The 16,015-nt window shown below is 51.7% G+C and carries 15 protein-coding genes, 1 pseudogene and 1 riboswitch; of the genes and pseudogenes, 7 read left to right on the top strand and 9 right to left on the bottom strand.

All coding sequences use genetic code 11. The features are described from left to right. The first annotated feature begins 93 nt into the window (after positions 1–93). The 3 genes from F8561_RS20205 (at position 94) to yegS (ending at position 3,090) form a co-directional block, all read left to right on the top strand. Positions 94–426, top strand: a complete 333-nt coding sequence (locus tag F8561_RS20205) for a YegP family protein (RefSeq protein WP_014170853.1) — start codon at positions 94–96, stop codon at positions 424–426. A gap of 154 nt (positions 427–580) precedes the next feature. After that, complete coding sequence (gene yegQ, locus F8561_RS20200; RefSeq protein ID WP_151887830.1) at positions 581–1,942, top strand: tRNA 5-hydroxyuridine modification protein YegQ; 1,362 nt, start codon at positions 581–583, stop codon at positions 1,940–1,942. A 248-nt stretch (positions 1,943–2,190) separates the two neighbouring features. After that, positions 2,191–3,090: a lipid kinase YegS gene (gene yegS, locus F8561_RS20195; RefSeq protein ID WP_151887829.1), complete on the top strand. Its 900-nt coding sequence runs from the start codon at positions 2,191–2,193 to the stop codon at positions 3,088–3,090. A 54-nt stretch (positions 3,091–3,144) separates the two neighbouring features. Here the strand turns inward: yegS and fbaB are convergent, their stop codons facing one another. Then, positions 3,145–4,197 carry a class I fructose-bisphosphate aldolase gene (fbaB, locus tag F8561_RS20190; RefSeq protein ID WP_014170857.1) on the bottom strand — a complete coding sequence of 351 codons (1,053 nt, stop codon included), beginning with the start codon at positions 4,195–4,197 and terminating at the stop codon, positions 3,145–3,147. 251 nt (positions 4,198–4,448) lie between these two features. On the opposite strand from fbaB, the gene F8561_RS20185 reads away from it, so the two are divergent. The 3 genes from F8561_RS20185 to F8561_RS20175 are packed head-to-tail and all read left to right on the top strand — an operon-like array spanning position 4,449 to position 7,677. Continuing rightward, on the top strand, positions 4,449–5,726 hold the full coding sequence (locus F8561_RS20185; RefSeq protein WP_148576220.1) for a nucleoside permease: 1,278 nt from the start codon (positions 4,449–4,451) through the stop codon (positions 5,724–5,726). Next, positions 5,723–6,727: an ADP-ribosylglycohydrolase family protein gene (locus F8561_RS20180; protein ID WP_020883237.1), complete on the top strand. Its 1,005-nt coding sequence runs from the start codon at positions 5,723–5,725 to the stop codon at positions 6,725–6,727. Before F8561_RS20185 ends, F8561_RS20180 begins: the two co-directional genes overlap by 4 nt. Further along, positions 6,724–7,677, top strand: a complete 954-nt coding sequence (locus F8561_RS20175; RefSeq protein WP_121339299.1) for a PfkB family carbohydrate kinase — start codon at positions 6,724–6,726, stop codon at positions 7,675–7,677. The genes F8561_RS20180 and F8561_RS20175 overlap by 4 nt, the downstream gene beginning before the upstream one ends. On the opposite strand, the gene F8561_RS20170 is transcribed toward F8561_RS20175, so the two are convergent. Genes F8561_RS20170 through thiM form a run of 3 tightly spaced genes read right to left on the bottom strand, consistent with a single transcriptional unit; the run spans position 7,651 to position 10,007 of the window. Continuing rightward, positions 7,651–8,397, bottom strand: coding sequence for a GntR family transcriptional regulator (locus F8561_RS20170; RefSeq protein ID WP_151887828.1), 747 nt, complete (start codon positions 8,395–8,397; stop codon positions 7,651–7,653). The two genes, F8561_RS20175 and F8561_RS20170, sit on opposite strands and share 27 nt — an antisense overlap. A gap of 42 nt (positions 8,398–8,439) precedes the next feature. Then, positions 8,440–9,240 carry a bifunctional hydroxymethylpyrimidine kinase/phosphomethylpyrimidine kinase gene (gene thiD / locus F8561_RS20165; protein WP_151887827.1) on the bottom strand — a complete coding sequence of 267 codons (801 nt, stop codon included), beginning with the start codon at positions 9,238–9,240 and terminating at the stop codon, positions 8,440–8,442. Then, on the bottom strand, positions 9,237–10,007 hold the full coding sequence (thiM, locus tag F8561_RS20160; RefSeq protein ID WP_151887826.1) for a hydroxyethylthiazole kinase: 771 nt from the start codon (positions 10,005–10,007) through the stop codon (positions 9,237–9,239). Before thiM ends, thiD begins: the two co-directional genes overlap by 4 nt. A 35-nt stretch (positions 10,008–10,042) precedes the next feature. Further along, a riboswitch (TPP riboswitch) is annotated at positions 10,043–10,139 on the bottom strand. A gap of 183 nt (positions 10,140–10,322) precedes the next feature. Here thiM and F8561_RS20155 point away from each other — a divergent pair. Next, positions 10,323–10,934 (top strand): hypothetical protein, encoded by a 612-nt coding sequence (locus F8561_RS20155; protein WP_151887825.1) that lies wholly within the window; start codon positions 10,323–10,325, stop codon positions 10,932–10,934. A gap of 39 nt (positions 10,935–10,973) precedes the next feature. Here the strand turns inward: F8561_RS20155 and F8561_RS20150 are convergent, their stop codons facing one another. The 5 genes and pseudogenes from F8561_RS20150 to F8561_RS24450 all read right to left on the bottom strand — a co-directional run. After that, a complete protein-coding gene (locus tag F8561_RS20150) occupies positions 10,974–11,180 on the bottom strand; it encodes a hypothetical protein (RefSeq protein ID WP_151887824.1) in 207 nt (68 codons plus the stop codon). Positions 11,181–11,243: 63 nt separating this feature from the next. Further along, positions 11,244–12,197, bottom strand: coding sequence for a major capsid protein (locus F8561_RS20145; protein WP_151887823.1), 954 nt, complete (start codon positions 12,195–12,197; stop codon positions 11,244–11,246). 87 nt (positions 12,198–12,284) lie between these two features. Next, positions 12,285–13,037: an OB-fold protein gene (locus F8561_RS20140; RefSeq protein WP_151887822.1), complete on the bottom strand. Its 753-nt coding sequence runs from the start codon at positions 13,035–13,037 to the stop codon at positions 12,285–12,287. A gap of 407 nt (positions 13,038–13,444) precedes the next feature. Then, positions 13,445–15,016, bottom strand: coding sequence for a DUF262 domain-containing protein (locus F8561_RS20130; protein WP_151887820.1), 1,572 nt, complete (start codon positions 15,014–15,016; stop codon positions 13,445–13,447). A gap of 100 nt (positions 15,017–15,116) precedes the next feature. Beyond that, positions 15,117–15,500 (bottom strand): annotated as a pseudogene (locus tag F8561_RS24450) (integrase); the annotation flags it as partial. Positions 15,501–16,015 lie beyond the last annotated feature (515 nt).

Raw genomic sequence — 16,015 nt, 5'->3', positions numbered from 1 at the left:
TCTGGAAAGCAACGAAGAATCAACCATACTCACATTACCGGTTCGCTTATTGATAACTGGTGCAGATAATTCCACTTCGTTCAAGGAGTTCCTATGTCTGGTTGGTTCGAGTTAAACAAAAGCAGTGATGGGCAGTTCAGGTTTGTTCTCAAAGCAGGAAACGGAGAAACGATCCTGACCAGTGAGCTTTACACCACCAAAAATTCCGCCGAAAACGGTATCGCCTCCGTTCGCACCAATAGCCCTTCTGATGAACGTTATGAGAAGAAAGTGGCCACCAACGGTAAATTCCACTTCAATCTGAAGGCCGGGAATCATCAGGTTATTGGCAGCAGCCAGATGTATGCCTCGGAACAGTCGCGAGATAAAGGCATCGCGTCGGTCAAAACTAACGGTTCAAGCCAGACGGTAAAAGACAATACCTGACGACACGCCTCCGGCCGGGTTAGCGATGGTACGACCCGGCGCTTTACCTCCCTGTCCCGCAGCGCTACAATGCCCGCCCTTAAAGTGGGGGATCTCCCCTTACCGCTGCACCTGGTGCATGCGGATCTGACCTGTCATCAGAACGAGAACAAACATGTCTAAACCGGAACTCCTTTCCCCGGCGGGAACGCTGCAAAATATGCGTTACGCTTTCGCCTATGGCGCTGACGCCGTCTATGCTGGCCAGCCGCGCTACTCACTGCGCGTGCGTAACAATGAATTCAACCATGAGAACCTGCAACTCGGCATTAACGAAGCACATGCCCTGGGCAAAAAATTCTACGTGGTGGTCAACATTGCGCCGCATAACGCCAAGTTGAAAACGTTCATCCGCGATCTGAAGCCGGTGGTTGATATGGGACCGGACGCGCTGATCATGTCGGACCCGGGTTTAATCATGCTGGTTCGGGAGAACTTCCCGGAGATGGATATTCACCTCTCCGTTCAGGCCAACGCCGTTAACTGGGCAACGGTGAAATTCTGGAAACAGATGGGGCTGACCCGCGTCATTCTGTCTCGTGAACTTTCGCTGGAAGAGATTGAAGAGATCCGCACGCAGGTGCCGGATATGGAAATCGAAATCTTCGTTCACGGCGCGCTGTGCATGGCCTACTCCGGTCGCTGCCTGCTCTCGGGGTACATCAACAAGCGTGACCCGAACCAGGGTACCTGCACCAACGCCTGCCGCTGGGAATATAACGTTCAGGAAGGCAAAGAAGACGACATTGGCAATATCGTCCACAAACATGAGCCGATCCCGGTGACCAACGTGGAGCCAACCTTAGGCATCGGCGCGCCAACTGACAGCGTGTTCATGATTGAAGAAGCCAAACGTCCGGGTGAGTACATGACCGCCTTTGAAGACGAGCATGGCACTTACATCATGAACTCCAAAGACCTGCGTGCGATTGCGCACGTTGAGCGTCTGACGCAGATGGGCGTGCATTCCCTGAAAATTGAAGGCCGTACCAAGTCCTACTACTACTGCGCGCGTACTGCTCAGGTGTACCGTAAAGCCATCGACGATGCCGCTGCCGGCAAACCGTTCGATACCAGCCTGCTGGAAACCCTGGAAGGCCTGGCGCATCGCGGTTATACCGAAGGCTTCCTGCGTCGTCACACCCATGACGATTACCAGAACTACGAACACGGCTATTCCGTTTCCGAGCGCCAGCAGTTTGTCGGTGATTTTACCGGTGAGCGCAAAGGTGCGCTGGCCGCCGTGGCGGTGAAGAACAAATTCACCAAAGGCGACAGCCTGGAGTTGATGACCCCGCAGGGCAACATGAACTTCACCCTGGAACATCTGGAAAACGGTAAAGGCGAAGCAATTGACGTGGCGCCAGGCAACGGCCATACCGTCTGGCTGCCGGTACCCGAAGAAGTGGAGCTGGAGTTTGCGCTGCTGATGCGTAATTTCAACGGTGAAAGTACCCGTAACCCGCACAGTAAATAGTCAAGCAGGGAAATTTTTTCGCGCTGGGATAATTCTTAGAATCGGATCACATACCGCTTCGTTCAATACGGGTATTATCCCCCCGCTGAAAAACATAACCCATAAATGCTAGCTGTACCAGGAACCACCTCCTTAGCCTGCGTAATCTCCCTTACGCGGGCTTATTTTTTCCCTTTCATCCTGTTCTTACCCGCTTTTTTCCTCCCTGCTATACACTCTTACTAACGCTAAAAAAGGGAGCAGCGCGGATGGCAATCTATCCAGACAGTTTATTGATTCTCAATGGCAAAAGTGCGGGCAACGATTTGTTGCGCCAGGCAGTGACGGATTTGCGTGAAGACGGTGCGCGTCTACACGTGCGAGTGACGTGGGAAAAAGGTGATGCGGCACGCTATATCGACGAAGGTCTGAAGCTCGGGGTCGAAACCATTATTTCTGGCGGGGGCGATGGCACCATTAATGAAATTGCCGGCGCTCTGATAGATCTCCCCGCAACCGACCGCCCGGTGATGGGCATTTTGCCGCTCGGTACGGCCAACGATTTCGCCACCAGCGCCGGAATCCCCGAAGAACTTGGAAAAGCCCTGCAGCTGGCTATCCTTGGCAAAGCCACCGCCGTGGATATTGCTCAGGTGAATGAAAAAACCTGTTTTATCAATATGGCGACCGGTGGATTCGGGACGCGCATTACCAGCGAAACCCCTGAAAAGCTGAAGGCAGCGTTGGGCGGCGTCTCGTATCTGATCCATGGCCTGATGCGCATGGATACCCTGAAGCCGGACCGCTGTGAGATTCACGGCGAGAACTTTCAGTGGCAGGGTGATGCGCTGGTGATTGGTATCGGCAATGGCCGTCAGGCCGGTGGCGGACAGCAGTTATGCCCGGAGGCGCTGATCAATGATGGTCAGTTACAGCTGCGTATTTTCACGGGTGATGGCCTGCTGCCTGCGCTATTTACCACCCTGACCCAGCCAGAGGAGAGCCCGAATATTATTGCCGGTAAATCCGCGTGGTTTGAAGTGAATGCCCCACACGGCATGACGTTTAATCTTGACGGAGAGCCGCTGAGCGGAAAGCAGTTCCGCATTGAGGTGTTACCGGGCGCGCTACAGTGCCGGCTGCCACCGGACTGCCAGCTTCTGCGTTGACAGTGTGGCCGGGCGGCGGTAATGCCTGACCCGGCCAGCGTTTTACAAAAAGTCTTAAGCGATAGTCACTTTGCTGTCCAGGTACACATCCTGCACGGCATTGATCAGCTTCACGCCGTCCGCCATCGATTTTTTAAACGCCTTACGTCCCAGGATCAGCCCCATACCGCCCGCGCGCTTATTGATAACCGCCGTGCGCACCGCGTCGGAGAGATCGGTGTCGCCACCCGCCGCACCACCGGAGTTAATTAACCCGGCACGTCCCATATAGCAGTTCGCCAGCTGATAACGCACCAGGTCGATAGGGTTTTCACTGGTCAGTTTGCTGTAGACCCGGTCATCGGTGTAACCGAAGTTTACCGCTTTATAACCGCCGTTATTTTCCGCCATCTTCTGCTTCACAATATCCGCGCCAATGGTTGCCGCCAGATGGTTCGCCTGGCCGGTCAGGTCGGCAGAAACGTGGTAGTCCACTCCGTCTTTCTTGAATGCGGAGTTACGCAGATACGCCCACAGAACGGTGACCATACCCAGCTCATGCGCGCGTTCGAAGGCAGCAGAAATTTCTTCAATCTGGCGACGCGACTGCTCAGAACCAAAGTAGATCGTCGCCCCAACCGCGACCGCACCCATATTGAACGCCTGCTCTACGCTGGCGTAAAGCGTCTGATCGTATTCGGTCGGGTAACTCAGGGTTTCGTTGTGATTCAGTTTGACGAGGAATGGAATGCGGTGGGCATAGCGACGCGATACGGAGGCCAGTACGCCATAGGTGGATGCCACGCAGTTACAGCCCGCTTCTATCGCCAGTTCGACGATGTTCTTCGGATCGAAATACAGCGGGTTCGCCGCAAAGGAGGCGCCCGCGGAGTGCTCAACGCCCTGGTCAACCGGCAGAATAGAAAGATACCCGGTTCCCCCCAGTCGGCCGGTATTATAGAGGGTCTGCATATTTCGCAGTACCGCAGGCGGACGGTTGTTATCAACCATCACGCGGTCGACGTAATCATGGCCAGGCAGATAAAGCTGGTCGGCTGGAATGGTCATACAACGATGCTGTAAAAGGCTGTCGGCGTCTTTGCCAAGCAACTGCGCAATATCAGTCATGTGATGCTCCCGTAAGCCCGACGTGATGTCGGTGAGTGTTTATCCAGGCCCATAGCGTTATGGGCAGACTAAGCCTGGTACCGACTTAACAGATTTTCCACCATTTGCATTTTTTTTCAGCACAATCTGCTGGCTCGATTCGTGTACAACAAAACTGTTACATTGATCAAACAATCACCGCAAAGGTATTTAAAAGGTATTATTAAGTGGTATGTTAAAGGCGTACCCTCTCTGACATGCAGGATTAAACAATGAAAACGAAAGTCCAACTGTCATTCATGATGTTTGTTGAATGGTTTATCTGGGGCGCGTGGTTTGTACCGCTGTGGTTATGGCTGAGCAAAAGCGGTTTTACCGCCGGGGAAATTGGCTGGTCTTATGCCTGTACCGCGATTGCCGCGATCCTCTCCCCCATTCTGGTGGGTTCATTGACCGACCGCTTTTTCGCTGCGCAGAAAGTACTGGCCGTACTGATGTTCGCCGGTGCCATCGTGATGTACTTCGCCGCACAGCAAACCCAGTTCAGCACCTTTTTCCCGCTGCTGCTGATTTACTCCCTGACCTATATGCCGACCATTGCGCTGACCAACAGTATTGCCTTCGCCAATGTGGATGATGTGGAGGCTGATTTCCCGCGTATCCGCGTGATGGGCACCCTCGGCTGGATCGCCTCGGGACTGGCATGCGGTTTCCTCCCGCAGATGATGGGCTATAACGACATTTCCGATACCAATATTCCGCTGCTGATGACGGCGGGCAGCTCCGCCCTGCTCGGTGTCTTTGCGCTGTTCCTGCCGAACACCCCGCCGAAGAGTACCGGCAAGATGGATTTCAAAGTCATGCTGGGGCTGGATGCGCTGATCCTGCTGCGCGATAAAAACTTCCTGGTGTTCTTCTTCTGCTCATTCCTGTTCGCGATGCCGCTGGCCTTTTATTACATCTTTGCCAACGGCTATCTCACCGAAGTGGGGATGAAAAACGCCACCGGCTGGATGACGCTCGGCCAGTTCTCCGAAATCTTCTTTATGCTGGCGCTGCCGTTCTTCACCAAACGCTTTGGTATTAAGAAGGTCTTGCTGCTGGGCCTGCTCACCGCCGCCATCCGCTATGGCTTCTTTGTTTACGGTGGTGCCGACCAGTACTTCACCTATGCCCTGCTGTTCCTCGGCATTTTGCTGCATGGCGTGAGTTACGACTTCTACTATGTGACCGCGTATATCTACGTGGATAAAAAAGCGCCGGTGCATATGCGCACCGCCGCACAAGGCCTGATTACGCTGTGCTGTCAGGGGTTTGGTAGCCTGTTAGGTTACCGCCTGGGCGGCGTGATGATGGAAAAAATGTTCGCATACAAAGAGCCGGTGAATGGGTTGACCTTCAACTGGGCCGGAATGTGGGCATTCGGAGGGATCATGATTGCCGTGATCGCCGTGCTGTTTATGCTGTTTTTCCGCGAATCGGACAAAGAGATCACCGCAATTGAGGTGGTTGAAAGCGATACCGCGCTGACACGAGGGGAAGTTAAATGAAACAAGAACGTGTTCTCGGTGCCCTTTACGGGCAAGCGTTAGGGGATGCGATGGGCATGCCGTCGGAGCTTTGGCCGAGAAAGCGCGTCAAAGCGCACTTCGGCTGGATCGACCGTTTTTTACCCGGACCGGCTGAAAATAACGCCGCCTGCTATTTTAAGCAGGCAGAATTCACCGACGATACGTCAATGGCGTTATGCCTGGCGGATGCGATTATCGAATGCGACGGGCAGATCAACGCAGATGTTATCGGCAAACATATTCTGCACTGGGCTGAATCGTTCGATGCGTTTAACAAGAATGTGTTAGGTCCGACATCGAAGATTGCGCTTAACGCTATTCGTGACGGCAAGCCGGTCAGTGAACTGGAAAACAACGGCGTCACCAACGGTGCGGCGATGCGCGCCTCTCCGCTGGGCTGCCTGCTGCCGGCCACGCGTCTGGAGCACTTTGTCGCAGAGGTGGCGCTGGCCTCCAGCCCGACCCATAAATCCGACCTCGCGATTGCCGGCGCGGTGGTGATAGCCTGGGCAGTGTCGCGTGCCATTGACGGTGAACGCTGGCAGAACATCGTCGATGCCCTGCCAGGCATTGCCCGCTACGCACAGGAAGCGAAAACAACCACCTTCAGCGCATCGCTGGCGGCACGGATTGAGCTCGCCCTTAAGACCGTGCGTGAAGCCAACGGCATCGATTCCGCCAGCGAGCAGGTTTACCAGCTTATTGGCGCGGGCACCAGCACGCTTGAGTCGGTTCCAGCGGCGATTGCGATGGTCGAACTGGCAGGCACCGACCCGAACCGCTGCGCCATTTTGTGCGCCAACCTCGGCGGTGATACGGACACCATCGGCGCGATGGCGACGGCAATCTGCGGTGCGCTTCACGGCGTACAGGCGATTGACCCGGCGTACAAGGAGGAACTCGACGCCGTAAACCGCCTCGACTTTAACCACTACTGTGAAAAACTGCTGCACTTCCGGGAGCAAAGGGAGGGCGTATGAGTGCTTTTGCTGCACGCCTTGAAACACTGCACGCCACTCGCCCGGTCACGGTGTTGGGTGCCGCGGTCATCGACGTGATCGCCGACGCCTATGCCCTGCCCTGGCGCGGGTGTGATATCGAACTTAAACAACAGGGTGTCAATATCGGCGGCTGTGCGCTGAATATTGCTATTGCGCTGAAACGGCTCGGGATCGCGGCGCAAAACGCGCTCCCTGTCGGTCACGGAGTGTGGGCAGACATCATCCGTAACGCCATGGCCAAACAGGATCTGCACAGCGTCGTCGAAGTAGAAACGGGCGACAACGGCTGGTGTCTGGCGCTGGTCGAACCGGACGGTGAGCGGACCTTTATGTCGTTTAGCGGCGTGGAGAACCAGTGGCAACAGCGCTGGCTGGATGCGCTGCACGTACCGCCTGAAAGCCTGGTCTACCTCTCAGGCTATCAGCTGGCGTCACCGTGCGGAGAGCGTCTGACGGCCTGGCTGGAGGGCCTGGAAAACGTTACCGCGTTTATCGACTTTGGGCCGCGCATTGCCGATATTCCTGATGCGCTGATGGCGCGGATCATGGCCTGTAAGCCGATGGTATCGCTTAATCGCCAGGAAGCGGAGATGGCAGCGGGACGATTTGGCATGGAAGCTGAAACACTCGGTCCGCAGTGGCTACAGCGTTTTGGTTCGGCGCTGATTATTCGCCACGATAAAGACGGTGCCGCCTGGTTTGAGGGTGATAAATCGGGCTACGTTCCGGCGTTTCCCGCAACCGTCGTCGACACGATCGGTGCGGGCGACAGCCACGCCGGTGGCACGCTTGCCGGGCTGGCGGCAGGATGGTCGCTGGCTGATGCCGTTACGCTTGGCAATGCAGTGGCGGCCTGGGTCGTTAGCCACCGCGGCGGCGACTGTGCGCCAGGGCGCGAGGCGTTACTCCTCGCACACAAAGACGTATAAATCGCTACGGCAGTAGCTGATGCTGAACTCAATGGGCCGGTTCTGCTGATCAAGTGCAACCTGCTTGATCACCAGCACCGGGATTTTGTCATCCATGCGGATATGCGTCTGAAACTCGCTGTCCGGCATGCGGGCACTGACGCGTGAACGGGTGCGCTGCGGGAAGATATTCTGGCTACGGAAGTACTCATACAGGGAAATCCCAATTGCATCCGGATCGTGAATCAACCCTACCGGCACCCAGGACTCCTCAATCGATACGGCGTCATCATCCACATAGCGGATGCGCTTAAGCAAAAAGACCTCGCTCTCCGGCGGCACTGACAGCTGGCTGGCCACCTCTTCCGGGCATTTCACCACCCGTTTATTCACCCACAGCGTGTTGGGCTTTTTGCCGCGCAGCACCACCTGCTGAGAAAAACCGCGCGCTTCCTTGAGCGAGTATTCAAAGATGTTATTGATTTGCGTCCCGTAGCCGCGGGCACGCGTCACTACGCCCTCGGCTTCCAGAGCCTGCATCGCTTTGCGCACGGTAATGCGCGACACGCCGGTTAACTGACTGAGATCGCGCTCGCCGGGCAGTATATTCCCATGCTCCAGCACCCCGTTGCGTACCGCGTTTTTTACCGTTTCGGCAAATTTCAGATACAGCGGCGTGTTGTCCGGGGCGGCAATGCGTTCATTCAGTTGGTCGATTAACCGGGTATGCGCTTGTTCCATCTCTGTTTTTCTCAGGCCTGGTGTGTGTTGCCAGTATACGGCTTACCACCAGGCATGAAAATGGTGTACCGGACCAATACCGTGACCAACCTCGAGAGTATCGGCTTTTGCCAGCGCTTCGGAGAGCCAGATTTTAGCGTCGCGGACCGTATCCCCCCAGTTGTCACGACGGGGGCGCAAAGCCGCCAGCGCGGCAGAGAGCGTGCAGCCGGTCCCGTGGGTGTTTTTGGTCTGTACCCGCGGGGCCGTGAAACGCAGCGCACCGTCGTGGGTAAACAACCAGTCAGGGCTTTCTTCATCATCAAGATGACCGCCTTTCATCAGCACGGCGCCGCAGCCCATCGCCAGGAGCGTATTCCCCTGCTCTTTCATTTCGCGCTCATTCTGCGCGTGCGGCGCATCCAGCAGCGCAGCGGCTTCAGGCAGATTAGGCGTGATAAGCGCAACCTGCGGCAGCAGCTTATTTCGCAGCGTCTCGACGGCGGAGGCGGACAGCAGCGGGTCACCGCTTTTTGCCAGCATCACGGTATCCAGCACCACGTTTTGCACCTGGTAACGTTTAAGCCGTTCTGCCACCGCTTCAACAATGTCGGTCTCGGCCAGCATCCCAATCTTGGTGGTATCGATTCGCACATCGCTGAAAACCGAATCCAGCTGTGCGGCGACAAAGTCCGGCTCAATGCGGTAAACCGACTGCACGCCACGCGTATTTTGCGCCACCAGCGCGGTAATCACCGAGCAGCCGTATGCGCCGAGTGCGGAGAATGTTTTCAAATCAGCCTGAATGCCCGCGCCGCCGCTTGGGTCGGTACCGGCAATGGTAAGTGCGTTAATCCGTTTCATGCCCGTTCCTCCAGAGTGTAGAGCGCGTCGAGGAACGCGCTGGCAAAACTGCCGGGACCACCGGACCGGGCGACGGCTGCCGATCCGGCACGTTTCATCCATCCGCAAGCGGCGGCGATGTTATCCAGCCGGTCACCGGGAAGCGAGCAGCTCGCCGCCACGACTGCCGAGAGCGCGCATCCCGTTCCCACCACGCGGGTCATTATCGGGTCACCGCCCACGACCGTGCGGGTGCGCTGCCCGTCGGTGACGTAATCCCGTTCACCGGTGACCACCACAATGGCATTCGTCTGGCGAGCCAGCGCCTGCGCGGCAGGCAGCGCAGTTGCCGCCGTGTCGGTGGTATCGACGCCGCGCCCGCCCGCACTCATCCCGGCAAGGGCGAGAATTTCCGAGGCATTGCCGCGAATGGCCGCCGGTTTCAGGGCGAGGATTTGGTGGCAAAAACGGGTGCGGAACGTCAGCGCCCCTACGGCAACCGGGTCAAGCGTCCAGGGTTTCCCTGCTGCCACTGCACGCTTAATCGCCCGGCGCATCGACTGGGCGCGCGGCGCCGTCAGCGTCCCGACGTTAATCAGCAGGGCATCTGCGAGCGCGGAAAACTGCTCGGCCTCTTCAGCTTCAATCACCATAGCCGGAGAAGCGCCAAGCGCCAGTAATACATTGGCCGTAAAGGTCTGTACCACATCGTTGGTCATACAGTGGGTAAGCGGGGAACGGGTTCGAAACTGATGTAAAACGTGTAAATCGAGCAGGTCAGGCTGCATGGTATCGCTCCTGCCGTGCGTGAAGAAGCGATGACCGGGAAGGCATCTGACTTCCCTACGCTGGCATTATCCAGATCAGGTAATACGGGTATTTCTCAGCCTTCACAAAGAAGGGCACCCCGAGTCATTTGAATCAAAATCAAAAGCTTGCGATTAATGCTCCTCATTAATCCCTGATCAGGATAGTAATGCCAGCGGGAAGTCTTGTAAACGGCAAAAGCGGCCCTTTTGGTCTATGTGTGACAGGTTGAGTGACACAATGTGTGCCATGTAGAATGCTCTTAAGTCGTCAACTACCGCATAAAAAAAGAGGTCATGATGGATTTACAAGTATGGGATAATGCTATTTCTATCGCTTCAAATGGCGTAACGGCAGTCGGAGTGATTATTGGTTTATTGTACGGTAGACGTAAAGTTAATGAGTTAATCAGTGCGAAGTTACACGAGGCATCATTTTCCTCTGCATTATCTTTATATAATGAAATATTAGATCTCCGTGATAAATATGCAAAAATAAGATTATTGCTAAATTTCACTTTAAGTACGGTTAATAATTTAAACAGAGATAATCGACTGATCGACTTGGAAACCCATTTAAATCTTCAACGCTCCGGAATTGAAGCCTTTGAAGTCTCGATGATACTATCAAAATGTTTCACACGTGTTTATAACCATAACGTTACAATCAAAAAAGATGCAATGCAAATAATCCAAAAAGCACTGGATGTGGCTAACCAACTTACAAATGAGATTAATGTATTCTTCAGTTACGCCACAAAAATAAATGATGACAAAATACCTACCCTTCAGGATGTTGAATCGATGAGATTACATTACGAGAACATTACAAAGCTCCAACTCTCCTATATACAGGCAAGCTCAGAATTTCAAAAAATATCATTTAAAAATACTTTTATTTTTGAATGACTATATAACACTAAATAATTAAGGCTGGGTCACCCAGCCTTAATGTTTCAGTTTGGTCTTTCGCTGCTGCTCATAATGAGCTAATGCTGACTCCCAGCCATAATCATTCACCCGCTGCAAAAAAGTGCTGCGTGGGACGTCGAAATATCTCGCAATAGCTGACAGGTTCAACCAATTATCGGAACGGTTATCCAGGCTCATTGCCAGAAGTGGCAGACCTTTAGAATTGAACAGTTTCATGTGCATGTGTAAATCTCCTTTCCTTTGACTCGCCTAGCAGCAGGAGCAATGCGCTCCCGCAAACCGCTTTTATGCTGTTGGTAATAGCGTCATCTTACAGACCAGATCCGGCCTGAAGTTGTATGCCATAAGGCTGTATTCACTATATAAATTACGGTTTCGTAACTCGTCGAAAGCCCTGTATGCGTACCAGTCTTCAACATCCCCAGAAGCGGAGATTTCAAGATGGCGAGCACATGGACCAACGAAGCGGCCCATAGGCAAACTTTGCTCAACCGGAGCATTGCCAAAGACCGGAACAAGGAAAGCCTCGTTTGACTTGATACCACTGAATGCTGAATCGCTGACTTCGATCAGACGCACAGAACCCAGCATAAACGAACTAAAGCCTGGCAGAACATCAGACGGGAACAGCACATCAGAACCAACCAGACCGTTTGAATAGACTAGGAGTTCGCGGATTTGTGGATGATATCTCACAGCACGGTAGGCATCAGATCCACACAGCAGAACCCAGCCACGCAGGTATTGAGTTAGACCACCCATCAGTGCTTTTGTGGCACTAACCTGATCATCAATGTCGCGCATCGGATCATCACTAACCCCCTGATGAAGGTCAGAGGTTTGCTGGTTCAGTGAGAACTCTACAGACCAGTTTATTTCTGGTTGCTGAGTGCCGAATGCATCGACCTTGTTAAAAATCAGCGCCTGCCAGTAAGCATATTCGCGAGAGCGTTCGAATTTAGCACGCATCTGAAGAAACTTGTTGGCCTCAATCTCATCAAGAGACTGCTCCAACGTACTCCCGGCACGTCTGAATCCTTTGATGTCTGCTGAGGTCACTCGGTCAGTGACACCCGCCCAAGGCAACTCATACAGATACGATCCTGCTGTCGGCTTCTCGATCGTCCCCCACTGTCGGCTCTGCGATATTTCTGAAAGAAGATAAGAAATTATTGAGGGATCGTCTGTCACGCCAGGCACATGGTCCAGAGAGTCGTAGGATATTTTCAGCATGAGCATGTAAGCTGGATCGTCAAATAGCAGGGACCCCCACGAGGTGGGGTGGATGAGTTGCCGGGAATTTTACCCGGCAGACCGTATGACAGATTAGTTAAAGGTGCAGTCACCGCCAGACGGTGCACCGATGAAAAACTGCATCTTTTCGCAAGTTGCGGTGATCTTTTGGCCTTTTTTCAATTTCGACGCCTGCGCTTTCTCTGAATCCGACATACTCAGGCTGACAGGCATGAAGCGATTACCGCTTTCAAGTTTAAGAACTACATCATTCGCGAAATTTTTTGTTGTGTCCTGAACAGTTCCGGTTACTTCCACCTTACGACCACCAATTTTGTCATCGGCTGCAACTTCGTTAGCTTTATACAGTTCTGCTAGGTCTTTCGCCGTAGTCCGATACACGCTTTCGTCAGAAGATGCCGCCTTTGGTTTTACGGCACCAGCTTGAGATTGCTCTGATGTTGTCATCTCATCAACTACAATTTTCATAAAATCTTTTTGCATCGAGATATAGGCTGCGACCCCACCACAGCTATCAATGGCGATCTTATCTTTCGTTATTAACCTCCCTTTTGCTTTAAGCGCAGTACCAGCACCAACGCCCTCAACGACAGAATTGTAAACAGCGTAGTAGCTAGGCGTATCTTTCTTCATACCTTTTGTTGCCTGCTTTATCAGTGCATCCTCAGAACCGCCTTTCAGCGCCTGTTCACACCCGGCAGTAACAAGCGTTTTGACATAGGCCGCTAGGTACTCAGGATAAGGCTGTACATCTGTAGACGGAACGCCTTCAGAGAAGGACGAGAAGGAAAAGAACATAAGAGGTAATGCAAGAATCTTTTTCAAAACAGCCTCCTTAGCTGAATAGATTAAGTACACCATCGGCAGGTGCCTTAACATCTATAATTACTTTAATCGATCGAAATTGTAAAATCAATCGGTAAAATTGATCAAAATTGTTACTATAATGGCTAGAGGATGCTTACCAAGATTGCAACTTAGCATTGAGGGAGCCTGATCATTCAAGGGGAGATATGAGAGGTATTCTATTGATTTGCAGTACATTGCTGGTTTTTAATGCTACGGCAGGCAAAATCACCATGAACAACCCCGACGAAAAGGAGTTGCAGGGCGGGAAACGGCTTTGCACTTACGAAAACAGCATTTACTTGTTCACGTTGGTGACTGGCTCGCAATCCTGCCCTTTCTCAAAAACGTTCGATACAAATGATAATGAAATGTGAAACGTAATTTTAACACTTCACTGACTGGTTACAGTAAGGATGTGTCAACTGTACATTGTCAGAGCTACCATCTCCACCTTCACGGACACGTACGATATGATCATAAGAAACTGATTTTTCAGTATCAAGGTAACCTTGGCAAATCGGACATTTCAAAGCGTTACGCAGAGCCACGTCAATGAACACCTTACTTTTTTGTTCATCGCTGATTTTTGCAGATGTTCTCTTAAAATCCCCAGAGAGTATTCTCCCCTCCAATTCGGCCAGCTCGATGAGCTTACTCTCATCAATATTCTCTCCCTGCTTTAGTGATTTGATCACCGCATTTAAAAAATCACAGTAGCGAGTCACTCGGACATTACTGCCTGGCTTTTGTACTATCATTGCGATCAAGTCCTTAAATTCGATCATTATTTTCTCAAGCCTAGACCTGATTGTTATGAAGTCTTTAAAGAATTGACCGTTATTGTTGGAGAGTTGTTTTGCTACCAGTAGCACGGTTCCTAAAAACATTGGCGTTGAGTGGATTCCAGTCGGACCATAAAAATAAATCGCTGGATGAAGCCCCAGGCTACCATCCCCATTGCCTGTGATTCTATTGCTCAATGTTGTGGCTTTGGAAAGGATTCTTAATGTATCGGTACCCGACACATCATCAGGGTAATCTTCGATTTTTTTCAAAACACCATTCTGGTTGCAATCAGTGATCAGTAAGAAATCTTTCAAAACTTGGATTGCTGTCCTGACCCCTCGAGAACCGCCTAATGGAAGATCAAGAGTTTTAATCGGGCGATCAACCTCAGGTTCGAAGAGCAAACGATGCAGCTTCGCAGATTTATCTTCAAGTTGAAGGGCAATGCCCTGATCAAACTCCGACCAGTAGCGATGACCTTTACCAGCACGAATAATTGCTCGGGTTGCTATTGGAATACTTTTCTTGCGATTCTTTAGAAGCATCTCTTCGATAGCATCAAGAGGAGTACCCTTCATATTGATGTTAAAAAAAGAGGTTTCAGCCTTATCTACATCACCGACAACCCATTGGACTGAGATTCCACGGGATGTTAGTACACTGATTCTTCTCTGTTGTTCCTCGGTCAATGAAGCATCATCGGCAAGCAGCTTCTGATAATATTCCCAACTGCCGACTCTGTCCTTCACAAGCTTTCTCGTTCTATCAGCAGCGCGGCGTTGCTCACGAGGAATATCATGCCCAAAAAGTTGATGAGATATATGACCGTCTCCATAATCATCTTCAACCCAGGCACGTAACGCACTTAAACGGTGGCCACCATCGATCACAAAAAGATTGGTTGATGATCGCCAAAGAATAACGGAAGGTATCAAATCACCATTTATGTAGCATTCGAGCAGCGATACAACCTGCTCAGGCCCCCAATGATTTGTTTCACGCTGGAAATCTGGTTTCCTCAGAAGCGCAGCAATTCCATTACCTGATTTCAATTCTCTTGCAGGAATACTGTTTAGAGTTTCAAATGAAGAATTATCTTGGATCTTTAAACCTAAATCAGCACGCTTAATCAGTGCATCTAAATTTACAAGGTTAGAACGAGCAGCCATGCTTATGTTCCTCAAGATGACAATATGGTCATTATATCTCCAGACAATGAGGTAACAACATGATTTTCTCTATTTGTTCAACTCTCTCACGAATATCATCTCAATTTAACCAGCCCAAACCGTCAATAACGTAACAAACTGAATGTAAAGGAAAAGTGTGCAAATAGCGTCTGGTAATCCCTGAGCCACTTTTCTCATGTCCTACCACCTGTTGCAAGTGCGCCAAGTTACCAACTCAGCCAGCTAAACAGGTTGAAATCATGGTATGCCGGAAACTGTGAACTAGCCGCCGCTGCCCATAATCGTCAAGGTACGGAATACCAAGCTGATCACGGACATCAGCCAAGACCTTGCCGATTTTTGGCATGTTCTTACCTGACACAGGCGAGAAAATCTTCTCTTTCCATTGTCGGTTTACAAAATCGAGGAACCCCCACTCGATCAGTTTGGGGTGGATCGCTACCTGCCTTGTAGCGTTCTCGGTTTAAGAAGAGCACCCCGAGTCATTGGTAAGAATTCACTTACATTTGGCAGATTAGGGGAAGAGTACCAGTGATGCAAGACCTGTTGATTTCTCGCTTTCACGATTTTGTTATACCAATCAGATGTAATGAGTAGCCTGTAACCGCTATGTCCGGGAATAAAAACAACCTGTCGTGACCCCGGTATTTTGCAGGTAATGTCGAGATAATGCGCTTAAAGGGGCTATCTGCCCCCCTTAACGTCCCTCAATGGCACGATTTGTCACACACTTTTCTCTCTTTTTACAGTCCTGTCAAAATACGCGTAACCGGCTGTTTTTGTTTGGCATAAAGCGCAATTTTTATTCTTAAAATGAGGATATTCCCTCCCCCGTACCGCATGTCATAAAACAGTAAACAAATTAACCATTGAGCCTCGTGACAAAAGGCTCTATATTGGCGGCGTTTTTTTCAGGCCCCCATCTGTTTTTTAACTTTTTATTCAATCGTTGCTCATAACGAAGCGGCGGTTGTAGGA

The organism is Enterobacter sp. 198, from assembly GCF_009025585.1.
Lineage (GTDB): Bacteria > Pseudomonadota > Gammaproteobacteria > Enterobacterales > Enterobacteriaceae > Enterobacter > Enterobacter ludwigii.
Note: the sequence above shows the minus strand (reverse complement) of the source record. Positions and strands in the feature narration are given on the sequence as shown.

What these genes read in the sequence shown, in the direction of transcription:
- F8561_RS20205 (WP_014170853.1), top strand. Translation starts at nt 94, where the DNA reads ATGTCTGGTTGGTTCGAGTTAAACAAAAGCAGTGATGGGCAGTTCAGG.
- yegQ (WP_151887830.1), top strand. Translation starts at nt 581, where the DNA reads ATGTCTAAACCGGAACTCCTTTCCCCGGCGGGAACGCTGCAAAATATG.
- yegS (WP_151887829.1), top strand. Translation starts at nt 2,191, where the DNA reads ATGGCAATCTATCCAGACAGTTTATTGATTCTCAATGGCAAAAGTGCG.
- fbaB (WP_014170857.1), bottom strand. Translation starts at nt 4,197, where the DNA reads ATGACTGATATTGCGCAGTTGCTTGGCAAAGACGCCGACAGCCTTTTA.
- F8561_RS20185 (WP_148576220.1), top strand. Translation starts at nt 4,449, where the DNA reads ATGAAAACGAAAGTCCAACTGTCATTCATGATGTTTGTTGAATGGTTT.
- F8561_RS20180 (WP_020883237.1), top strand. Translation starts at nt 5,723, where the DNA reads ATGAAACAAGAACGTGTTCTCGGTGCCCTTTACGGGCAAGCGTTAGGG.
- F8561_RS20175 (WP_121339299.1), top strand. Translation starts at nt 6,724, where the DNA reads ATGAGTGCTTTTGCTGCACGCCTTGAAACACTGCACGCCACTCGCCCG.
- F8561_RS20170 (WP_151887828.1), bottom strand. Translation starts at nt 8,397, where the DNA reads ATGGAACAAGCGCATACCCGGTTAATCGACCAACTGAATGAACGCATT.
- thiD (WP_151887827.1), bottom strand. Translation starts at nt 9,240, where the DNA reads ATGAAACGGATTAACGCACTTACCATTGCCGGTACCGACCCAAGCGGC.
- thiM (WP_151887826.1), bottom strand. Translation starts at nt 10,007, where the DNA reads ATGCAGCCTGACCTGCTCGATTTACACGTTTTACATCAGTTTCGAACC.
- F8561_RS20155 (WP_151887825.1), top strand. Translation starts at nt 10,323, where the DNA reads ATGATGGATTTACAAGTATGGGATAATGCTATTTCTATCGCTTCAAAT.
- F8561_RS20150 (WP_151887824.1), bottom strand. Translation starts at nt 11,180, where the DNA reads ATGCACATGAAACTGTTCAATTCTAAAGGTCTGCCACTTCTGGCAATG.
- F8561_RS20145 (WP_151887823.1), bottom strand. Translation starts at nt 12,197, where the DNA reads ATGCTCATGCTGAAAATATCCTACGACTCTCTGGACCATGTGCCTGGC.
- F8561_RS20130 (WP_151887820.1), bottom strand. Translation starts at nt 15,016, where the DNA reads ATGGCTGCTCGTTCTAACCTTGTAAATTTAGATGCACTGATTAAGCGT.